This is a genomic window from Psychroflexus salis (assembly GCF_014640175.1).
Lineage (GTDB): Bacteria > Bacteroidota > Bacteroidia > Flavobacteriales > Flavobacteriaceae > Psychroflexus > Psychroflexus salis.
Window position 1 is genome coordinate 130,204 of the sequence record NZ_BMGL01000008.1, and the last position, 20,556, is coordinate 150,759.

Genomic DNA, 20,556 nt, shown 5'->3' on the forward strand with positions numbered 1-20,556 from the left:
TGGTTGATTTTATACTTACCTTAATAAAAGCGAGTATAATAAATAAGATAGTTTGTATTTGATGCTGTGCTGTAAAAACGCTTCTGAGCCTTAAAATATCCCTAAAAACCGCTTAGTTTTTTTAGTTTTTTTACTAGTTTGTGTTTTTGCTGGTAAATCATCTTCAACTTCAATTTCTTCTGGAAATAAGGAAGGGTCAGGTTTTACAGTAAACCGGAGAAATGTGTTGTCCCAACCCATAAATAAATATGCCCCATTTTTAGCTGGCCTTGTACTAATAGAAAATTGTTCTACACTTGTTGCTGTTTCCTGAACTTTTAGATTAAAACGTAAAACATCAGCGCTTTCCTTATAATTATATGCACCCCAATCTTGATAATTTTGGTTAATAATAATAGTCCATTCGTCTTCATTTGGAATACTAAATAATGCATAGGTTCCTTTTTTAATAGGTTGGCCATTCACATAACAATGCTCATAAAATCGAATTTCAGTTGTTTCGTTTGCGCCAGTTCGCCAAACTTTTTCAAAAGGAACTAAATTGCCAAATATTTCGCGACCTCTCTTAAATGGTCGGCTATAAATTATTCTTACCAAAGGAGAATTATCTTCATTTCTTACCATAACGGCATCCATAGGACTTTTATCTAAGTCTGAGAAGCTTTGTGCATTAACAGATAAGCTACTACAAATAATAAAAGTAAAAAGCATAAGATTGTTCAATAGTCGGTGCATATATTATACGTTTTTTAATTTAACTCAATTAAAGCTAAAATAGTATTTCTATTTTTTACAAAAATATGTATTGAAGTCTGAGTAATTGTTAATAAATTCTATTAGTAATTCAGCTATTTTATTATACAAAATGCTTCTTAACTAAAAGCTTTAGTTATATTTGTGGGTTGTTAAAAATCACGATTTATATGAGTGAAGAGAATAAAATTCCAAAAGACTATTCAGCAGATAGCATTCAGGCCTTAGAAGGAATGGAGCATGTAAGAATGCGACCATCCATGTATATTGGTGATGTTGGCACTCGTGGCTTACACCATTTGGTTTACGAAGTAGTAGATAACTCTATTGATGAAGCCATGGGGGGGTATTGCGATACTATCCGTGTAACGATTACTGAAAAGGGAAGTATTAAAGTTGAAGACAATGGACGTGGAATCCCTATTGATTTACATAAAAAAGAAGGTGTATCTGCTTTAGAAGTGGTGATGACCAAAATTGGAGCTGGAGGGAAATTCGATAAGGATTCTTATAAAGTTTCTGGTGGTTTGCATGGTGTCGGTGTTTCTGTAGTAAATGCATTGTCTTCTCATTTAAAAGCAACCGTATATAAAAACAATCAAATTTGGGAGCAGGAATATGAACTTGGTAAAGCCTTGTATCCAGTTAAGTCGGTAGGCGAAACTGACTTAAAAGGAACCTTGGTTGAATTTATGCCCGATACAAGTATTTTTCAAGAAACAATTCGTTTTAATTACGATACGCTAGCATCTAGAATGCGAGAATTAGCCTACTTGAATAAGGGAATAACCATTACAATTGAAGACCAGCGCGAAAAAGATGAAGATGGTAATTATGTTTTTGACAAATTCCACTCTGAAGAAGGCTTAAAGGAATTTATCCGATTTATGGATACTAACCGAGAAGCTTTAATTGGGGACGTTATTTCAATGGAAGGCGAAAAAAATGATATTCCAGTTGAGGTAGCCATGATTTATAATAATTCTTACGCGGAGAATTTACACTCTTACGTAAATAATATAAATACACACGAAGGAGGAACACACTTGTCTGGATTTAGACGTGGTTTGACTTCTACTCTAAAGAAGTATGCAGACGCATCTGGAATGCTAGATAAATTGAAGTTTGAAATAGCAGGAGACGATTTTAGAGAAGGTTTAACAGCAATTGTTTCGGTAAAAGTTCAGCATCCACAATTTGAAGGTCAGACTAAAACTAAGTTAGGAAATAGAGAGGTAACATCAGCTGTTTCTCAGGCAGTTTCTGAGATGCTTGAAAATTACCTAGAAGAAAATCCAAACGATGCTAAAACAATTGTTCAAAAGGTAATTTTAGCCGCACAAGCCAGACATGCAGCCAAAAAAGCCCGTGAAATGGTTCAACGAAAAACCGTTATGAGTGGTGGAGGTTTGCCGGGTAAATTGTCGGATTGTTCCGACCAAGATCCTGAAAACTGCGAAGTATTTTTAGTAGAAGGAGATTCTGCAGGTGGAACTGCCAAACAGGGACGTGATAGGAATTTTCAAGCTATTTTGCCTTTGCGTGGTAAAATTTTAAATGTTGAAAAAGCCATGTCTCATAAGGTTTTCGAAAATGAAGAAATTAGAAATATATATACAGCACTTGGCGTAACTATTGGGACAGAAGAAGATTCCAAAGCTTTAAATTTATCCAAATTACGGTATCATAAAATTGTAATTATGTGTGATGCCGATGTAGATGGAAGCCATATTGCTACTTTAATTCTTACCTTCTTTTTTAGATATATGAAAGAGTTAATTGAAGCTGGACACGTTTATATTGCAACTCCACCTTTATATTTAATAAAAAAAGGAAGTAAAAAACGTTATGCTTGGAGTGAAAAAGAACGTTCTGAAATTCAAAGCGAATATAAAACTAATGTTAGTGTTCAACGATACAAAGGTTTAGGTGAAATGAATGCGGAACAACTCTGGGATACAACTATGAATCCCGGTAATCGTATTTTAAGAAAAGTGACGATTGATAATCTAGGTGAAGCTGATCGAATTTTCTCAATGTTAATGGGTGATGAAGTTCCACCTAGGAGAGAATTTATCGAAAAAAATGCAGTTTACGCTAATATTGATGCTTAATTGTCATGTTTCATTTAAGAAAAACTTTTATTATTAACGATTATATTAAATTTATATTTTTAACTAAATCGATATGATAATGAAAAAGCTCACTTATGTTGTTTTATTCCTAATTTTAAGTTTTCAGCCTAGCTGGTCTCAGATAAATATTAATCGAGTTTTAGCAGCAGGCGCTGAAGATACAAAGCTTTTTGCTGAAAATTATTTAACGCCTGGTTTAGATGCAGTAGCTTATTCACTTTCAAGTGGATGGTTTACATCTGCAAAGTCTAAAAAATTAGGTCAATTTGAGTTGTCTTTCATTGGGAATGCTGCATTTGTTTCTTCTAGTCAGAAAAACTTTGAATTGAATACTGCAGATTATAACTTTTTAGAGTTCGAAAATGGATCTAGTATTCAGCGTGTGGCAACAGTTTTAGGAGAAAACGACCCAAGTATACAAGCACTAGCGGTTTTCGAAGATGAAAATGGAAACCAACAAAGTGTTGGTTTTACACTTCCACAAGGTTTAGCAAGAACCGGATTAGATCAAGTGCCTACCGCATTTCCACAATTAAGTATTGGTTTTTTAGGTGGTTTAGAGTTTAAATTTAGATACTTGCCCGAAATTGAATCTGACGATGGTTCTTTGCAGTACTATGGAGTTGGTGTTCAAAATGAAATTTCAGATTGGATTCCTGGCTTTAAGTTATTACCCATTCATTTAGGTTTAGCTGCCAATTATAGTGTTTTTAAAGGAGATATAAAATTAGGAGACACCCCAATTGTCGATACAAACAATGGTTTTTTAGAAAGTGAATTTTCTGTTTGGTCCTTTAGTGGATTGGTTTCAACAAAATTACCCGTTATTAATTTTTATGCTGGTTTAAGTTATATTTCAGCATCTTCAGATTTTGGATTAAAGGGTGATTATGCACTAAACGAAGGTGTAAATTCTGGTGAAACCATTCGAGATCCTTTTGTTACATCATCTTCTGTAAACGGTTTTCGAGGAACTATTGGAGCTAAATTAACCTTAGCTTTTTTTAGAATTCATGCCGACTATAGTATTCAAGAATTTAATACCGTATCAGCGGGAATCAGTTTCGGAATTTAAATAAAGTAAACAATAATTAATCTTTAAAATATAAAAATATGAAAGTAACTGTAGTAGGAGCAGGAGCAGTAGGAGCAAGTTGTGCAGAGTATATAGCAATTAAAGACTTTGCATCAGAAGTAGTCTTGGTAGATATAAAAGAAGGTTATGCCGAAGGTAAAGCTATGGACTTAATGCAAACGGCAACGCTTAACGGTTTCGATACAAAAATAACTGGTAGCACAAGCGATTATACTAAAACAGCAAATTCTGATATTGCTGTTATTACAAGTGGTATTCCTAGAAAACCTGGTATGACTCGTGAAGAACTTATTGGTATAAATGCTGGTATTGTGAAGGATGTTGCTGGTAAAATTATAGAACATTCTCCAAATGTAATTTTAATTGTGGTAAGTAATCCAATGGATACGATGACTTATTTGGCACATAAAGAATTAGGTTTGCCTAAAAATAGAATTATAGGAATGGGAGGAGCTTTAGATAGTGCCCGTTTTAAATATAGATTAAGCGAAGCTTTGGCTTGTCCAGCATCAGATATAGAAGGTATGGTAATCGGTGGGCACAGCGATACAGGAATGGTACCTTTAACAAGTTTAGCAACTCGAAATAGTGTGCGAGTAACAGAATTTATCTCAGATGAAAGACTTCAACAAGTTTCAGAAGATACTAAAGTAGGTGGGGCAACCTTAACCAAATTATTAGGTACTTCTGCTTGGTACGCACCAGGAGCTGCAGTATCATCTTTAGTTCAATCTATTGCATGCGACCAAAAGAAAATGTTTCCATGTTCAACGTATTTAGAAGGAGAATACGGACTAAACGACTTATGTATAGGTGTTCCTGTTATTTTAGGTAAAGATGGAATAGAAAAAATAGTTGAGTTGAATTTAACAGATGCTGAAAAAAATAAACTTCAAGAAAGTGCAAAAGCAGTTAAAAAAACCAACGCTCTGTTAGAATAAAATAGCTGTAAAATTTAAAATAAATGGCAGTTGAACCACAATCCGTTCAACTGCCTTTTTTCATTTTCGTGCTTGTTAAAATATCTTTAAGGAAAGTATTGTCATTTCTTTTTTGAAAGCATATATTTGTCCGATTTTTAAGAGAATAAAACAATATTAATTAATAGTAAAATCGAATGCATAATAAAGGATTAATTAAAGTTTTTGCAATTATTTTCGGCTTGGTTTGTATTTACCAATTGTCGTTTACTTTCATTACTAGTTCAATAGAGCAAAAAGCTGAAGAATACGCTGTTCAAAAAATCAGTGAAAATGAAGAAAACTACCCAAGGCTTCGAGAAAATGCAGCTAATACTTATTTAGATTCTGTTGCTAAAGAGCCATACTTTGCAGGCATAACCTACGAAGATGCTAAAGACAAAGAATTAAACAAAGGTTTAGATTTAAAAGGTGGAATTAATGTAATTTTAGAAATATCTGTACGAGATCTTCTGGTAGGTTTAGCTTCCAACTCAGACGACGAACGTTTTAGAACTGCTTTAGATAAAGCATCCGAAATTCAAAAAACGTCTGCCAAAACCTATTTAGAAATCTTTTTTGAAGAATTTGATAAAATGGAAGGTGCTAAATTAGCATCACCAAATATTTTCGCTAATAAATCATTAAGTGAAGACATCAATTTCGACATGACCAACGACCAAGTTCGTCCTGTAATTCGAAGAAAAATTGACGAAAGTATTACATCTGCTTTTGAAGTTTTGCGCGAGCGCATTGATAAATTTGGTGTTACACAACCTAATATTCAGCGTTTAGGTGAATCGGGAAGAATTTTAGTAGAACTTCCTGGTGCTAAAGAAATAAATCGTGTTCAAAATTTACTGCAAACAACAGCTCAATTAGAATTTTGGGAAGTACATAAAGCTTCAGAGTTTAATCAATTTATTGTTGATGCAGACCAAGCTCTAGCACAAAGTATGATGTCTGAAAATACTGATGAAGAAGATGAAGAAGAAATATCTGAAACATCTGAAACATCTGAAACATCTAGTGATGCAGAAGATACAGACGAACAAGATTTAAATGAATTATTAGCTGCAGATGAAGATGCAGCAGATAAGGATGAAGCATTTTCAAAATCTAATCCATTAATTAGTTTAATTCAGGGTGGTGGAAATCCACAAGGACCTGTAATTGCTTATTTTGCTATAAAAGATACCGCTACCGTTAACGACTATTTAGCTAGACCAGAAGTAAAATCTAAATTAGGACAAGATTTACGCTATGCTAAATTTGTGTGGGGCAAGCCTGCACAAGATAGTGAGGTAATTGATTTATATGCATTAAAAACAAATCGTAAAGGAGAACCCGATTTAAGTGGTTCTGTAATTATTGATGCACAACAAAGCTACGACCAAATGGGGCGTGTTGCGGTAACTATGCAAATGGACAGAAAAGGTTCGCGCGCTTGGGAACAAATGACAACAAAAGCTGCCGAACAACGAAGCCAAATTGCAATTGTATTAGATGATATTGTTTACTCTGCTCCAGGAGTAAGCAACCCAATTAAAGGAGGTAACTCCGAAATAACAGGAGAGTTTAGTATATTAGAAGCTCAGGATTTAGCAAACGTACTTAGAGCCGGTAAACTTCCTGCAAAAGCTAATATTGTACAAAGTGAAACTGTTGGTCCATCTTTAGGACAAGAAGCGATCGATGCTGGGATTAATTCATTTATCATAGCTTTATTGTTTGTATTGATATGGATGATATTTTATTATGGTAAAGCTGGTATTTATGCTGATATTGCTCTTGCTGTAAACATCTTATTTATTTTTGGAGTACTTGCTGGACTAGGTGCAGTTTTAACCTTGCCTGGTATCGCAGGTATTGTCTTAACCATTGGTATGTCGGTTGATGCTAACGTACTTATTTTTGAGCGTATTCGAGAAGAGCTACAAAAAGGAAAAGACCAAGCTTTAGCTATAAAAGATGGATTTAGTAACGCATTGTCTTCTATCTTAGATGCAAACATTACTACTGGTTTAACGGGTATTATTTTGTTTGTTTTTGGAACTGGTCCTGTAAAAGGATTTGCAACTACTTTACTTATTGGTATATTAACATCTTTATTTTCGGCAATTTTTATTACTAGACTATTTATTGATGGATATGCTAAAAATGGAAAATTACTTCAGTTTGCCACCGCAGCTACAAAAAATTTCTTAGCAAATATTCAACTTAACTTCTTAGGGAAAAGAAAAATTGCCTATGTTATTTCTGGTATTCTAGTAATTTTAAGTATAGTATCACTTTCAACCAAAGGCTTAAATCAAGGTGTCGATTTTGTAGGTGGTAGGACTTATATTGTTCGATTTGACCAAGCAGTAAACTCAGTTGAACTGCAAAGCCAAGTTCAAGAAGATTTAGGAAGTGCTGAAGTGAAAACCTATGGTGCTAGTAACCAAGTAAGAGTAACTACAAACTATAAAGTAGATAATGACGACAATAGTGTAGACCAAGAAATTCAAGAGTTTTTATTTAAAGGATTCCAATCCTATTTACCACAAGGCTTTGCTTATGATGATTTTAAAGTAGGTGGTAATAATGAAGAGTTTGGTATTATGTCTTCTATGAAGGTGTTACCAACTATTGCAGAAGATATTAAACGCGCTTCTTATTATGCGGTATTTGGGTCTTTAATTGCAGTGTTTTTATATATTTTATTGCGTTTTAGAAGATGGCAATTTAGTTTAGGAGCCGTAGCTGCAGTATCTCATGATGTTATTATTGTATTGGGTATTTTCTCTGCAACTTACAGCTTTATGCCATTTAGTATGGAAATTGACCAAGCTTTTATAGCAGCTATTCTTACTGTAATTGGATATTCTTTAAACGATACGGTTGTTGTATTTGATAGAATTCGAGAGTTTTTTAACGAGCACCCTAAGTGGCATTTAAGTAAAATTGTTAATTATGGTGTAAGTGGAACTCTAAGCAGGACCTTGAATACATCTTTAACTACTTTAATTGTATTACTAGCTATTTTTATTTTTGGTGGAGATAGTATACGTGGATTTATGTTTGCACTTATTGTTGGTGTTGTAGTTGGTACTTATTCTTCTGTGTTTATTGCAACACCAGTAATGTACGACACAGCCGCTAAAAAGGGAATCGACTTGAGTGATAAAAATAAAAAAGAATTAGATGAAGAAGAAACTGAAGCTACAATTTCCTAAATTGTAACTTAGTTATATATGTAAAAAAGCCGCTTTAATTTTAGAGCGGCTTTTTTATTTGCTCAAATTATACAAGATGTTATCTTACATAGTATGTTTTTTTGATGTTTCCTGTGCTTAAAAGATTTTAAAAATGCCGGGCAGCATTATTACATTAAACATTTAAGTATTGAAAAGCTACATTTTATAATTACAAAAGTAGGATTTGTGTACAATTAAATAAATGAATTTGTTTTAGCTTTTTGGTAGTTGAATTTCTGTATTTTGTCTTAATAGATAAGTGATTAAAAGACATTAAATTTAATCTAGACTAAAGGCTTTTTATTTTGAAGCCATAGCGTCTTTTGCTACTCAAATATTTCAAGTATTTTATTTGTTGGTTAGGTTTAATATGGCAATGGATATTATTTGCTTGATAATAAGAAGTAAATAAGAAAGTCTTGCTTCTTAATTCTTAAAACCTAGATAACTTTTATTTTTAGTTGAATATTGATGCTCTGATAATACTGACGTTTTTTAGCCCTGATTGTAGTGGTTACCCCGTATTGCAAGTGAACAAAATTTTTTTAAGTTGGCAGAGCGACTTTAGAAGCTCCTGCCAGCTTTTTAAAAATTAGAAAAATGCAAACGGAGTAAAAGTGAAAAGCAGGAACAGCTCCTTATAACTAAACTTAATTTTATTGGTTGTTTTGCTAAACGGATTTGTATTTTTGTGTTTTTAGATATATGCAACAAATAATTTGGATTATAGCAAGCTTTAGTGGTGCAATGGGTACATATTTTTTGCATCGCATGGGTTTAAATGTAGTTGTAAGTTCATGTATAATTGGTTTGGTGGGCTTTGGCTTTAGCTTACTTTTTAAAATGCCTAGCTTGGCTTACGTAATTTTTGCTGGAAGTTTTGTGGGTATGACAAGTCCTAAAGTTGGCAATTATTATTTTATAGCTTTGGCTAGTGTAATTTGTGGCTTTATCTATGGCAAGACATTGAATTGGTTTACTGGATTTGGTGGAAAATTAGGAGCAACTGCTTTTGTAAGTACTTGCATTACATTTATAGGCATGAAATTAGTAAAAAAAATAAGTGGAAGATAATTTTAGACATCAGGGGAAACGTAGGAATTTAATTGCATTGTTAAGAGAGAAAGGAATAACAGATGAAGCAGTTTTAAAAGCCATATTTGAAGTTCCGCGGCATTTGTTTTTAGATTCTAGTTTTGAAGACCATGCATACCAAGATAAGGCTTTTCCTATTGCAGCAGGTCAAACAATTTCGCAACCTTTTACTGTGGCATTTCAAACTCAATTATTAGCGGTTAAAAAAGGAGAACTTGTGCTAGAAATTGGCACTGGTAGCGGTTACCAAACGGCTGTTTTATGCCAAATGGGTGCTAAGGTATTTACAATTGAACGACAGCATGAATTATATAAGAAAACAAGTTTATTTTTAGAAAAATTAGGAATTAAGCCTAAATATGCATCTTTTGGTGATGGTTATCTGGGTTTAAAAGATTATGCACCATACGATAAAATTTTAGTTACTGCTGGAGCTCCTTATATACCAAAATCTTTAATGGCACAGTTAAAAGTAGGAGGAAAGTTGGTAATTCCCGTTGGAGAAGATCCACAAATAATGACTGTCTTAGTAAGAACATCTGCTAAAAGCTTTGATAAAGAAACCTTTGGTGAGTTTCGATTTGTACCTTTATTAGAAAATAAAAATTAAGATATGAGAAAATTGATATTCTACATTACAGTTTTGCTATCTAACGTTGGTTTTACACAAGATTATGAATCTTATTTTTTAGGAAACCCAACCAATATAGATACTGAAACTAATTTTGGAATTTGTTTAATGGGTGGAGCTCAAGAAAATGACCAAGCTATGCAATGGTTTTTAAACAAGGCCAATGGTGGCGATGTAGTGGTTTTAAGAACTTCGGGTAGTGATGGATATAATGATTATTTTTTAAACCAATTAAATGCTAGTATTAATTCGGTTGAAACCCTAGTTATTAATAACGAAGGTGGAGCAACAGATGCTTATGTATTAGATAAAGTTTCAAACGCTGAAGCAATATGGTTTGCGGGTGGCGATCAGTCTACTTATGTAGATTATTTTAAAGACAATGCTTTAAATGATTTGTTGAATGCTCATGTGAATATAAAACAAGCGCCTATTGGTGGCACAAGTGCTGGGATGGCAATTATGGGTGAATTTTACTTCGATGCTATTAATGGTTCTGTAACATCATCTGAAGCACTAGCCAATCCATTTAACAATTCTGTTTCTATTGGTCAAGGTAGTTTTTTAGAAATTCCATTTTTAGAACAAAGCATTACAGATACGCATTATGATAATCCAGATCGTAAAGGGAGACACATTGCATTTTTATCTCGTATAGTAGATGAAACAGGAGAACGCGCATTTGGAATTGCTGCAGAAGAATTTGTTGGTATTTGTATAGACGAAAATGGGCAAGCTAGTGTTTATGGTGAATATCCTAGTTTTGATGATTATGCTTATTTTTTACAGGTAAATTGTTTAGATAGTTATGAATCCGAAATTTTAAACAATGAAGTTCCACTTACTTGGAATTTAAATAACGAAGCGATTAAAGTTTATGAGGTTGCTGGAACAGAAACGGGTAACCATAGCTTTAATTTGAACGATTGGGAAACCGGTAACGGTGGAACTTGGCAAAATTGGTGGATAGATAATGGAAATTTATTTACTCTTGCTGCTGAAGCAATAGACTGTGAGAATTTAAATTCTACTTCTTTTAAAGAATTTAAGCATACAATTTACCCCAATCCAGTAAAAACAACATTATATGTAGAAACTTCCAATTTTGAAGATATCAGTTCAATACAAGTTTTTGATATCAATGGGAATACAGTGATAAATAAATTTCTAATAAATGCAAATTCTATCGATGTATCTACATTAAAACCAGCTGTTTATTTTGTAAAAATCAAAACAACTTCCAGTAATTATTTTCAAAAAATAATAAAGCAATAAGTTTTGATTTTAAATTTATTTTGAGTGTCAAGAATAGTTTTAAAAAATCAGATAGAGAATTTGCTAAACTTTGAAATTAAACTATATTTGCACTCCCAAATTGGCCTCGTGGCGCAACTGAATAGCGCATCTGATTACGGCTCAGAAGGTTGCAGGTTTGAATCCTGCCGAGGTCACTAACATAAATCCCGAACCATTGATTTTCAAAGGTTTCGGGATTTTTTGTATCTTTGTTTGTCCATTTGTTTGACCACATATTTTAGCAATGTTAATATATCATATTAATTCGAATTTCGACTTATTTAGATTTAAAGATTTTGATAACCACGATTTATCATCACCAAGTGATATTCAAAAGCATCTTTTAAAATTTTCATTTTTTAATATCAACATTCGTGATTTAAAAGGTGATGTTTTAAAAATGCAACCTAACGAAAGTCAATTTGAAGACTTATTTTATGAATTATCTGATAGGCAGCCGTATGATTTTTTTAATATGCTAATTTCAATTTATCCTTCTGTAATTTTTGCAACAAAAACGTCTAAAGTAGATGCTTGGTCTATTTTAAAAAATAATTTTAAAAACCTTGGGAATGAAGACAGACGACTTTTAAAGGCTATACTTAATTATCGACTTGACATATATAAAATTGAATCTGAATTAAATGCAATAAACGAATTACCTTACGCAAAAATTGATAAGGCTAAGGTATACCAGTCTCTCTTCACTTCATTATACAAATATTTATTTGTCTTATTTGCAAAATCTATTGATTTTCCTATAGCTCCTAAAGACCAAATTGAAAATGTAAAAACTTATCATTTTGATTATGCTGCATTAAATAAAAATGTTAAAAAATATACTAACGCATTGAAAAATTCAAAAGACGATTTAAAAAGACATGCAGCACGTATATATATCAACAATGTTTCTAATAGTGCAAAACTTGATTCAAGAGATGCACTACAAGATTTTTTATCAGACATTAAAACTTACACTAAAATCCCGCCTGCTCGAAAAAAAATTTTCGATGCATTTCGTCTATCTTTAGAAATAGACACAAATAGTACACATTATAGATGTCCAAAAATTTTAAAACCAACTATAGAAAATGTGATTGTACCACTTTTCCATATTTTTCATGATGAATTTTACCAAGACAGAGATAATCTGATTGCTTACTGCATGAATCTTTGCAAACCATAACTCTATACAAAATATTTTTGACATAAGTCAAAAAACATCTCTTTTTTTTCAAATAGAAATTTAAAACCTTAACACTTTTCTTATTTGAGGTATTTCGATTCCAGACTTTAATTTTACCCAAAATTAGAAGTTATGGAATACGAATATTTAAGTAGAAAATCAGCTGCTGATTTCTGTAAAGTAAGCATACGTACTATAGACCGTTGGATTGTTGATGGAAGAATCGATTCTTTTAAACCTGATGGATGTAGTAGAGTGCTAATTATTAAGGATAGCCTTAGTAGAGAAAACTTATCATCTCCTAAGCCAAAATATTAATAAAATGAGCAATATAAAATTTGTGTTTAGAAAACACTTTTGGAACAGGTCAAATAAAATTAACATGTCGCCCAAAATTTCAGGAGTACGTAAAGAAGCTCATAGAGATGTTTTTCAAAATAAAATAACAAAGGAATTGTTTGAAATAGGCGATGTAGAAAAACTAAGGTATAAAAGGAATAATATGTTGAAAATCTTTTTTGAGACGTATTCAGATACTTCAAGATATAGCTTAATAGAATTTGGTTTGCCTTATATAGTTTCAGTTGAAATGAGTCCAATAATGAGCAAATTGAGAAAAAGGTGTAAAGCTAAAAATATTAAACTTTTAGGATATGTTTGGATGTATGACGTAGGTGAAGAAAACTTTGGTTCTCACTTCCACTTAGTAATAGCGGTTAAAAAAATAAATAAAAGGAAGTACCCAAAGTGTTTTAAAATGTCTTTTAAAAAAAAGAAGATGCATGGTGATTTTGTTAGAAATAGTGAAGCATTAAAAAACTATTTAATTGGTAAAGAAATATTTGAAAGGGGTTACAAGAAAAAAGTTTATGGGAAATCAATTAAATTCAAAGAGTTAAAAAAATAAATTATAAAAAAATTGAAAATGTCCAATAAAAATAATAAGTCTTACAAAACTTCAAGTGAACAAAATCAAGGTCAAAATGATGTTTCTCAAAATAGAATAGAAATGGAGTTGTCTGAAATAAGCGATTCAGAAAAACTGAAGAACAAAAGGAATAAATTATTGAAATTATTTTTCCATACGTATTCGGACACTTCAAAATATAGCTTAATAGAATTTGGTTTGCCTTATTTAGTATCATTAGAGATGAGCCCAATATTAAGCAAATTGAGAAAAAGGTGTAAAACTGAAAACATCAAACTTTTAGGATACGTATGGGTTTATGATGTAGATGAAGAAAACTTTGGTTCTCATTTTCATTTAGTAATCGCAGTTGAAAAAATAAATGAAGGAGAATTTCCAAAATGTTTAAGAACTTCTTTTAAGAACAAGAATGTACTTGGTGATTTTATAAGAAACAATCAAGCATTTAAAAACTATTTGATTGATAAAGAAATATTTGAAAGGGGTTACAAGAAAAAAGTTTTTGGGAAATCAATTAAATTTAAAGAGTTATGAAAAGCAAATTAAAGAAATGCTTTTACAGCGGTGAGCCTTTTTTACCAAAGCGTTCAACTCAAAAGTTTGCTTCTGTAAAAAACAGAAATGATTATCACAACGAGAGAAACAGGAAATTCAAAATGCCTGTTACAAAAGTTAATAAGATACTTTTCGAAAACTTCAAAATCATTGATATGGTATTAGGAGATGAGCAAGAAAAGCAAGTAGATATTCAGTTTTTAAAGGGAATAAACTTTCAATTTCAATACTTTACGCATACCGCATCAAAAGCTGAAAAACGGTTTTACTGTATATATAATTTTGGTCTTATGAAAGTAGATGAAAAATCTGTAAAACTTTTTAAGTTATGATTACTATTGACATAAGTGAAGATTATTTATTTCCTGAAAACCTTGGTACTACTGAAACAAGTACAAACAGTTATACCAAGCTTAACTACATGCCAGAATTAATGATTGGCTTATTAGTTTGTACGTTAATTTACTTATCCTATAAATACTATGATTATGAAAAAGAGAACACCATACATTAAAAACACCAAGCAACAGCTTATTGAAGATACGCTAAACAGCACTCCAATTAAAATTATAAAATATACGGTGGTTGGTGTTGCTGGAATTTATACACTCGGTTTTATTTTTAAAGTGCTAACATTTTTAAACACAAACCTGAAAAGTTTCAAGAACACCTTAAAACAATAATTTTAGAGTACACTTAAAATTGTGAGCCTGAAAATTTGACAAGATTAAGAGAAATTCCAATTCTAAGCTTAATTACTCATAATAATAGGATAAAGCAGCAACAAGCCTAAAAATAGGAGAATATGAAAATTTTATATGTAAGAATAAGTACAGTTGAACAAAATTCCGAAAGACAATCTGTTGACTCTGAAAATTATGATTTATTAATTGAAGATAAATGTTCAGGAGCTATTCCTTTTTTTGAACGTGTTGGTGGAAAAAGAATAAAAGACTTAGTTGAAAAAAATAATTCTCTTAGTCTTACAGTTCATCAAATTGATAGGTTAGGAAGAAACCTAATTGATATTTTAAACACTATAGCTTACTTTAATGATAAAAAGGTAAATATCAATTTTATCAAACAAGGATTACAAACGCTTAATGAAGATGGAAGTATTAACGATATTTCTAAAATGGTAATTTCTATTTTAGGAGTAGTTGCTGAAATGGAAAGAAAACTTATACGAGAACGACAACTTGAAGGAATAGCCATTGCTAAAGCAAAAGGCGTTTATAAAGGAAGATTGAAAGGTAGTAAAGAAAATCTACTACAATTTCTGAATAAACCCAAAAACAAAAAAGCTTTAGATTTAATTAAAAAAGGCTATAAGAATGTTGAAGTTGCAAAAATTGTAGGCATTCATCCTAATACAGTTACTAAAATCAAAAAGCTTACAAGAGATTTGGAAGTGTAATTTGTTTTACTTCAATTGAAATTGCCAGTCATTACAAATATTCAAGTATCCATTCATCACTTCTTTTTGCCAATCCTTTTTTTATTAAAAGATGAGCTACTTGCTTATTGTAGGCTTTCATTTTTTTTACAGCTACTTTTTTTTGGGAAATGATGTCTAATTCATAAATGTAACTGACTTGAAAGTTATCAAGCTTAGCTATTTCTCCCTTACTGTTTATCCTTAAATGTTCAGGCGAGAATTGGTACTCATCGAAGATGAGAAAGTCAATAGTTTGATTATTATTACTGTCTTTAGATAGAATGTAGTTTACCTTAATTTTTCCTTTTAAGCTTCCTTTATTGCTTAATCTTTCAGGTATTTTTAAGTTTAGATGTTTTTCAAAAGCTGCCTTCAGTTTCTCCATCTATACTTTTATTGAATTATAATTCTCTCTGCCAATAAGTTTCAATAAATCTTTACTGTTTAATTTGGAATCTATTTCGTATTTATTCCATTGAGACTTGAAGTTTCCATAGGAGGTATGATAAAGAACAAAAATATTTTCATTTTTTCTACAAAGGATTATTATACTTAGTCAAAATGGATGAAAGATTTTGCCCTTGTCAAGTTTAGACTTTCCTAATATGAAAATTGGGATATCTAAATTATTCGAAAAATTTGCTATTTCGTGAGCTGTATGAATTAAGATGTTATTAAAGTTTTTTTCTCCTATATCTTTCTTCACCTGTATAAGCCCATCTGTGCCTTTGGTGCTTAGAAATGTTTTGTTGAATATGATACATTCTTCATCGAAGTTACTGACCAGATTATTTTCTAAAAAATGTTTTCTCAATGTTGTACCAGATGAGCCTATAAAGTATTTTCCTTCCTTGTACTCATCATTGCCTGGATTATTTCCTACAATAATATATTTTAGCTTGTTAAAGTCTTTTAGATTGTTGTCAAAAGAGATTTTAAGATTCATGTTTTCACAAATTTCACGTTTTCAAAAAAGTGCGTTTCTTTAGATGATATTCTTTCCTAAAAATTGATTTTTACCAATTACACATCCCTAAAATTATGAATTTAAATCAGTTATTTATAAATAATCAATAAAATTATTCCTATTGCAAGTGGGTTTTTTGTAGTAATGGATTTGAAACATCTATAAAATAAGGTGCTTATATAAATACCTTAATCTAAAATTCAGCCTATTATTCTATTACAATACAAAGTAAATACTATATTTATGGATTGAAATTATCCATTTTATTGTGATGCTTCTAACTAAGTGCATACTAAAAAAACAAAAGCTTTTTACAATAAAACAAGACACAAAACCAAATCGTAAATGAGCCAAAACATATTACAGTACGAATCTAAAATCTGGTCTACTGCCGACCTACTCATTGGAGCAGGAATAAAACAATCAGACTTTCCGAAATACATGATGCCTTACTTTGCATTAATCATGCTTGAAAGTAGATTAGTAAGGCATTACAAAATTCTTTTAGAAGATTTTGGAGTGAAAAGTATAGATGAAATTGACCGTAAAGAAGATTTTCTGGAAGAGTTTAAAGATTATAATATTGGGTATAACGATTTTGTGATTAAGCAACAAAAGACGTTGGCAGATATTTGTAGAAACGACACTTCTTTCAATAATGATTTTGATGCCTACTTAAAGGCATTTGATACAGAAACAAAAGAATTATTAGGGGTAGACAGAGGAAATACCGAAGAAAAATACTTAGATATTTCAGGCGTTAGCGGACAATTAAACAAAAAACATATTCTGTTTGATACTGTGAAAAAATGGAGTGAAATCGATTTATCTCCGTATAACAATTCAGACATTACTACGCTTGAAGAACACATCAAACGAAAGTGGGCAGATATTTCTGCTGAAACCGCAGGGGAGCAATATACACCAGATGATATTATCGATTTAATTTCTGAATTAATTATCTCTAAAGTCAAAGACAATAATGACTTTTTAACTTTATACGACCCTACATGTGGTGGTGGTAACTTATTATTTGGAGTAGAAGACCGCATCAAAGAAAAATACAACAGACCTACAGGAACTTATGGCATAGATTGGAGTGATAGTCTATATGCCTTGGCTAAAATTGAAAGCAGGTTTAGAAACGATTCTGTAATACGGTATGGTAATACATTGGTGGAAATGTTTTTTTATGATAAACTCTTTGATGTTATTGTTGCCAATCCCCCTTATGGTGTAGATTGGAAAGGATATAGAAAGGATATTGAAAACGACCAAACAGATACATTTCACGCCCTACCTTCCATTTCTGATGGGCAATTTTTGTTTACACAGCATATTTTAGCCCAATTGGATAGTAAGGGCTTAGCTGTTGTAGTACACAATGGTTCTACTTTATTTAGTGGTGATGCTGGAAGTGGTGAGAGCAACATTCGTAAATATTTTTTTGATAACGATTGGGTGGAAGCCATTATACAAATGCCTACCGATGAGTTTTTTAATACAGGTATTTATACGTATTTATGGGTTTTCAATAAGAATAAATCCCAAGAACGTAAGGATAAGGTAATATTGATAAACGGTAGTGAGTTTTATAAACCCTTGAAAAAAAGCAAAGGAAAAAAGCGTAAAGAAATGGTCTTAGAAAACCGCGAAACCATTGTGAATGCTTTAGCCGATTTTAAAGATACCGACTATGCGAAAGTCTTTGACAAGTGGCATTTTTACTTCAATAAACAAGCTATAATGCTGACTAATGTAGATGAAAACGGCAAAACCTTAGAAGACCAATTGCCCGTAAGAGAAAATAAAGAAGGTGAAGGAATCAGAGCTAAATCTATAAAACTGAAACCCATTAAGATTTCCCAAAAAATGGAAGTTTTACAAACTGAAATTAATACTGAAAATTCGATTGAAATTGATGAATTTGAAATCACAACATTTGATGATAGCACTTACGATACACTAAAAGAATATTATGAATCTTCTATAAAGCCAACGGTAAATGAACTGGATTACAAGGAAGGTCAACTAATAGTTAGCACTAAAAAAGCAACATATTATTTTGATACAGAAAAAGAAACTTTAATTGAAGAAACCAGTGATGGTAAAGAAGAATTAGGCAACGGAAAAATAAGCATCAAAGCATCGTACAAGAAAAAGACCAAAACCAGAGATGCACGAATTGAAATTACAACCGAGCTTGAACCTGATTACGAAAAAGATTACGAGATTATACCTTACAGTCCAGATGAAAAAGAAAACCAACAAAACATAGCTGACTTCATGGCAAAATACATTACCAAACCTTTTCGGTATTTGGATAATGTAGTGGGTGTAGAAATCAACTTCAACAAGGTGTTTTATCAACCTGAACAATTGCGTTCGTTAGAAGAGATTACTACAGATTTACAAAAATTGGAAAATGAATTAGCAAAGTTGGATAATCAATTAGGCTTATAATGGAAAAGTATAAAGAGTATAAAGATTCTGATATTATATGGTTCAATCAAATCCCTAAGCATTGGGAAACCTTTAGATTTATTGATAATGTTTATTTGAAGCATGGATATCAATTTAGAGATTATGATTTTACTAATGAAGGAATTCGAATAATCAAGATTTCTCAACTTAACCCAAAAGGTTATTTAGAATTGGAAAAAAGTAGTTTTATTGATGCTAAAAGGCTTGACTCGTTTAAGTCAATAGTTATTCAAAAAGGTGACATTTTAATGGCTTTAACTGGAGGTACAATTGGTAAAATTGTTAGAGTTGATGAAATTAATGAACCATTACTGCAAAATTATCGTGTTGGAAACTTCTTTCCTGATAAAAATAAATTAGATAAAGATTTTTTATATTTCTTACTTTCAAGCAAATTAACCAAAGAACAAATAGACTATTTACTTAACAGAAATGGTCAACCAAATATAGGTAAAGAGAGTTTTAAAAGTATGTTTTTCACTTTACCACCAATAAAAGAACAAACCCAAATCGCCAATTATTTAGATGCCAAAACCAAAGTAATTGACCAAAAAATAAAGCTTTTACAACAAAAAATAATTCATTATAAAGCCTATCGCAAAAGCTTAATAAATGAAACCGTGACCAAAGGTTTGGATAAAAGCGTAAAACTAAAAGACAGTGGTGTCGAATGGATTGGTGAAATCCCAGCGCATTGGGAGGTGAAGAGGTTGAAATCTTTAGGTGAAATATCAACAAGTAGTGTAAATAAAAAAATCGAGGAAGACCAAAAAATGATTTCGTTAGTAAACTATACTGATGTTTTTAAAAACCTGAATAAAGAAATTTGGAATAATTTCAACTTCATGAGAGTAACAGCTAAAGCAAATCAAATTTTTCAAAAGAATTTAAAAAAAGGTGATGTTTTATTTACTCCAAGTTCAGAAACTGCTGAAGATATAGGTGTTTCTTCTGTGGTAATGGAAGACTTAAAAAACACACTATACAGTTATCATTTATTGAGACTAAGGTTTAGTCAAGAGATTTATGATAAATTCAAAAAATACATGTTTAATAATGATTTTGTACAGTATTATTTTTCAAAATCAGCAAAAGGTACTACCCGTAAAATTTTAGGATTGAATGACTTCAACAACTTACAAATTATTTTACCTAATTCAGTTAAAGAACAACAACAAATCGCAGACTTTTTAGATACCAAGACCTCAACGATAGACAAAATTGTAAAGAATATAGAAACCCAAATTAGCACTTTAAAAGAATTGCGTAAAACCTTAATTAACGAAGTGGTAACGGGTAAGGTAAAAGTGGTAAAGTAGATAGAAAAATAATTTAAATCAAAATCAATGATTGATAATACATCACCATTTTCAAAGATTTTAGACAGTTATCAAGATGAATGCTTTCATCTCTATGCTGTTGTTAAAAGCTTATGTGATTATCCTGATATTTTTCATTTCGATTACACTGATGAAGATGCACTACTTTATGCAACAAGCTTTGTGTTGCTATGTGAAAGGTATATTTTTACTGTAACCAAAAATGAAGGTAATTACATAGATGATTTTGAAAGCTTACATTCAGAATTAAATTTTGAAACACCAATAGATGAATTAGAAAGCAAACTTATAGAATGCCGAGAGTCAATGATTACAGCATTGAAAGCAATTTTTAAAACTAAAGAAAACATACTTAGCTTGTTTGCATCTATTTTTAGAATGCAAGAACATGAAGAGCCATTTATTGTTGATTATTTTCGAGTTGAAGACTTTTACCATAACTACTTTTAATTTT

21 protein-coding genes and 1 tRNA gene are annotated in these 20,556 nt (G+C 31.4%); 19 read left to right on the forward strand and 3 right to left on the reverse strand.

Annotated elements, in window-relative coordinates:
* Positions 1-90: 90 nt before the first annotated feature.
* Positions 91-735 carry a DUF2911 domain-containing protein gene (locus IEV63_RS08030; protein ID WP_188406276.1) on the reverse strand — a complete coding sequence of 215 codons (645 nt, stop codon included), beginning with the start codon at positions 733-735 and terminating at the stop codon, positions 91-93.
* 188 nt (positions 736-923) lie between these two features.
* Between IEV63_RS08030 and gyrB the strand changes: the two genes are divergently transcribed.
* The 16 genes from gyrB (at position 924) to IEV63_RS08110 (ending at position 15,290) form a co-directional block, all read left to right on the forward strand.
* Positions 924-2,867, forward strand: a complete 1,944-nt coding sequence (gene gyrB / locus IEV63_RS08035) for a DNA topoisomerase (ATP-hydrolyzing) subunit B (protein WP_188406277.1) — start codon at positions 924-926, stop codon at positions 2,865-2,867.
* A 79-nt stretch (positions 2,868-2,946) separates the two neighbouring features.
* Positions 2,947-3,963, forward strand: coding sequence for a DUF6588 family protein (locus tag IEV63_RS08040; RefSeq protein ID WP_188406278.1), 1,017 nt, complete (start codon positions 2,947-2,949; stop codon positions 3,961-3,963).
* A 38-nt stretch (positions 3,964-4,001) separates the two neighbouring features.
* Positions 4,002-4,925, forward strand: coding sequence for a malate dehydrogenase (gene mdh / locus IEV63_RS08045; RefSeq protein ID WP_188406279.1), 924 nt, complete (start codon positions 4,002-4,004; stop codon positions 4,923-4,925).
* A 176-nt stretch (positions 4,926-5,101) separates the two neighbouring features.
* Positions 5,102-8,161, forward strand: a complete 3,060-nt coding sequence (gene secDF / locus IEV63_RS08050) for a protein translocase subunit SecDF (RefSeq protein WP_188406280.1) — start codon at positions 5,102-5,104, stop codon at positions 8,159-8,161.
* 726 nt (positions 8,162-8,887) lie between these two features.
* Positions 8,888-9,256 carry a hypothetical protein gene (locus tag IEV63_RS08055; protein ID WP_188406281.1) on the forward strand — a complete coding sequence of 123 codons (369 nt, stop codon included), beginning with the start codon at positions 8,888-8,890 and terminating at the stop codon, positions 9,254-9,256.
* Positions 9,246-9,887 (forward strand): protein-L-isoaspartate(D-aspartate) O-methyltransferase, encoded by a 642-nt coding sequence (locus tag IEV63_RS08060; protein WP_188406282.1) that lies wholly within the window; start codon positions 9,246-9,248, stop codon positions 9,885-9,887. The genes IEV63_RS08055 and IEV63_RS08060 overlap by 11 nt, the downstream gene beginning before the upstream one ends.
* 3 nt (positions 9,888-9,890) lie before the next feature.
* Positions 9,891-11,183 (forward strand): T9SS type A sorting domain-containing protein, encoded by a 1,293-nt coding sequence (locus tag IEV63_RS08065; protein ID WP_188406283.1) that lies wholly within the window; start codon positions 9,891-9,893, stop codon positions 11,181-11,183.
* Positions 11,184-11,285: 102 nt separating this feature from the next.
* Positions 11,286-11,359: transfer RNA gene (locus tag IEV63_RS08070), tRNA-Arg, on the forward strand.
* An 89-nt stretch (positions 11,360-11,448) separates the two neighbouring features.
* A complete protein-coding gene (locus IEV63_RS08075) occupies positions 11,449-12,390 on the forward strand; it encodes a hypothetical protein (protein ID WP_188406284.1) in 942 nt (313 codons plus the stop codon).
* 132 nt (positions 12,391-12,522) lie between these two features.
* Positions 12,523-12,708 (forward strand): hypothetical protein, encoded by a 186-nt coding sequence (locus IEV63_RS08080; protein WP_188406285.1) that lies wholly within the window; start codon positions 12,523-12,525, stop codon positions 12,706-12,708.
* A gap of 4 nt (positions 12,709-12,712) precedes the next feature.
* Positions 12,713-13,297: a hypothetical protein gene (locus tag IEV63_RS08085; RefSeq protein WP_188406286.1), complete on the forward strand. Its 585-nt coding sequence runs from the start codon at positions 12,713-12,715 to the stop codon at positions 13,295-13,297.
* Positions 13,298-13,315: 18 nt separating this feature from the next.
* The gene (locus IEV63_RS08090; protein ID WP_188406287.1) at positions 13,316-13,852 is read left to right on the forward strand and encodes a hypothetical protein; all 537 of its coding nucleotides are present in this window, start codon (positions 13,316-13,318) and stop codon (positions 13,850-13,852) included.
* Entirely contained in the window at positions 13,849-14,205 is a 357-nt protein-coding gene (locus IEV63_RS08095; RefSeq protein WP_188406288.1) for a hypothetical protein, read from the forward strand. Before IEV63_RS08090 ends, IEV63_RS08095 begins: the two co-directional genes overlap by 4 nt.
* On the forward strand, positions 14,202-14,387 hold the full coding sequence (locus IEV63_RS08100; protein WP_188406289.1) for a hypothetical protein: 186 nt from the start codon (positions 14,202-14,204) through the stop codon (positions 14,385-14,387). Before IEV63_RS08095 ends, IEV63_RS08100 begins: the two co-directional genes overlap by 4 nt.
* Positions 14,362-14,556, forward strand: a complete 195-nt coding sequence (locus tag IEV63_RS08105) for a hypothetical protein (RefSeq protein WP_188406290.1) — start codon at positions 14,362-14,364, stop codon at positions 14,554-14,556. Before IEV63_RS08100 ends, IEV63_RS08105 begins: the two co-directional genes overlap by 26 nt.
* Before the next feature lie 122 nt (positions 14,557-14,678).
* Positions 14,679-15,290, forward strand: coding sequence for a recombinase family protein (locus IEV63_RS08110; RefSeq protein ID WP_188406291.1), 612 nt, complete (start codon positions 14,679-14,681; stop codon positions 15,288-15,290).
* Positions 15,291-15,321: 31 nt separating this feature from the next.
* Here IEV63_RS08110 and IEV63_RS08115 read toward each other — a convergent pair whose 3' ends face one another.
* Together IEV63_RS08115 and IEV63_RS08120 are read right to left on the reverse strand one after the other, a co-directional pair.
* Positions 15,322-15,696, reverse strand: a complete 375-nt coding sequence (locus IEV63_RS08115; RefSeq protein ID WP_188406292.1) for a hypothetical protein — start codon at positions 15,694-15,696, stop codon at positions 15,322-15,324.
* 171 nt (positions 15,697-15,867) lie between these two features.
* On the reverse strand, positions 15,868-16,257 hold the full coding sequence (locus IEV63_RS08120; RefSeq protein ID WP_188406293.1) for a uracil-DNA glycosylase family protein: 390 nt from the start codon (positions 16,255-16,257) through the stop codon (positions 15,868-15,870).
* 366 nt (positions 16,258-16,623) lie between these two features.
* On the opposite strand from IEV63_RS08120, the gene IEV63_RS08125 reads away from it, so the two are divergent.
* The 3 genes from IEV63_RS08125 to IEV63_RS08135 are packed head-to-tail and all read left to right on the forward strand — an operon-like array spanning position 16,624 to position 20,552.
* Positions 16,624-18,741 (forward strand): HsdM family class I SAM-dependent methyltransferase, encoded by a 2,118-nt coding sequence (locus IEV63_RS08125; RefSeq protein ID WP_188406294.1) that lies wholly within the window; start codon positions 16,624-16,626, stop codon positions 18,739-18,741.
* On the forward strand, positions 18,741-20,081 hold the full coding sequence (locus IEV63_RS08130) for a restriction endonuclease subunit S (RefSeq protein WP_188406295.1): 1,341 nt from the start codon (positions 18,741-18,743) through the stop codon (positions 20,079-20,081). The genes IEV63_RS08125 and IEV63_RS08130 overlap by 1 nt, the downstream gene beginning before the upstream one ends.
* A gap of 27 nt (positions 20,082-20,108) precedes the next feature.
* A complete protein-coding gene (locus IEV63_RS08135; RefSeq protein ID WP_188406296.1) occupies positions 20,109-20,552 on the forward strand; it encodes a hypothetical protein in 444 nt (147 codons plus the stop codon).
* Positions 20,553-20,556 lie beyond the last annotated feature (4 nt).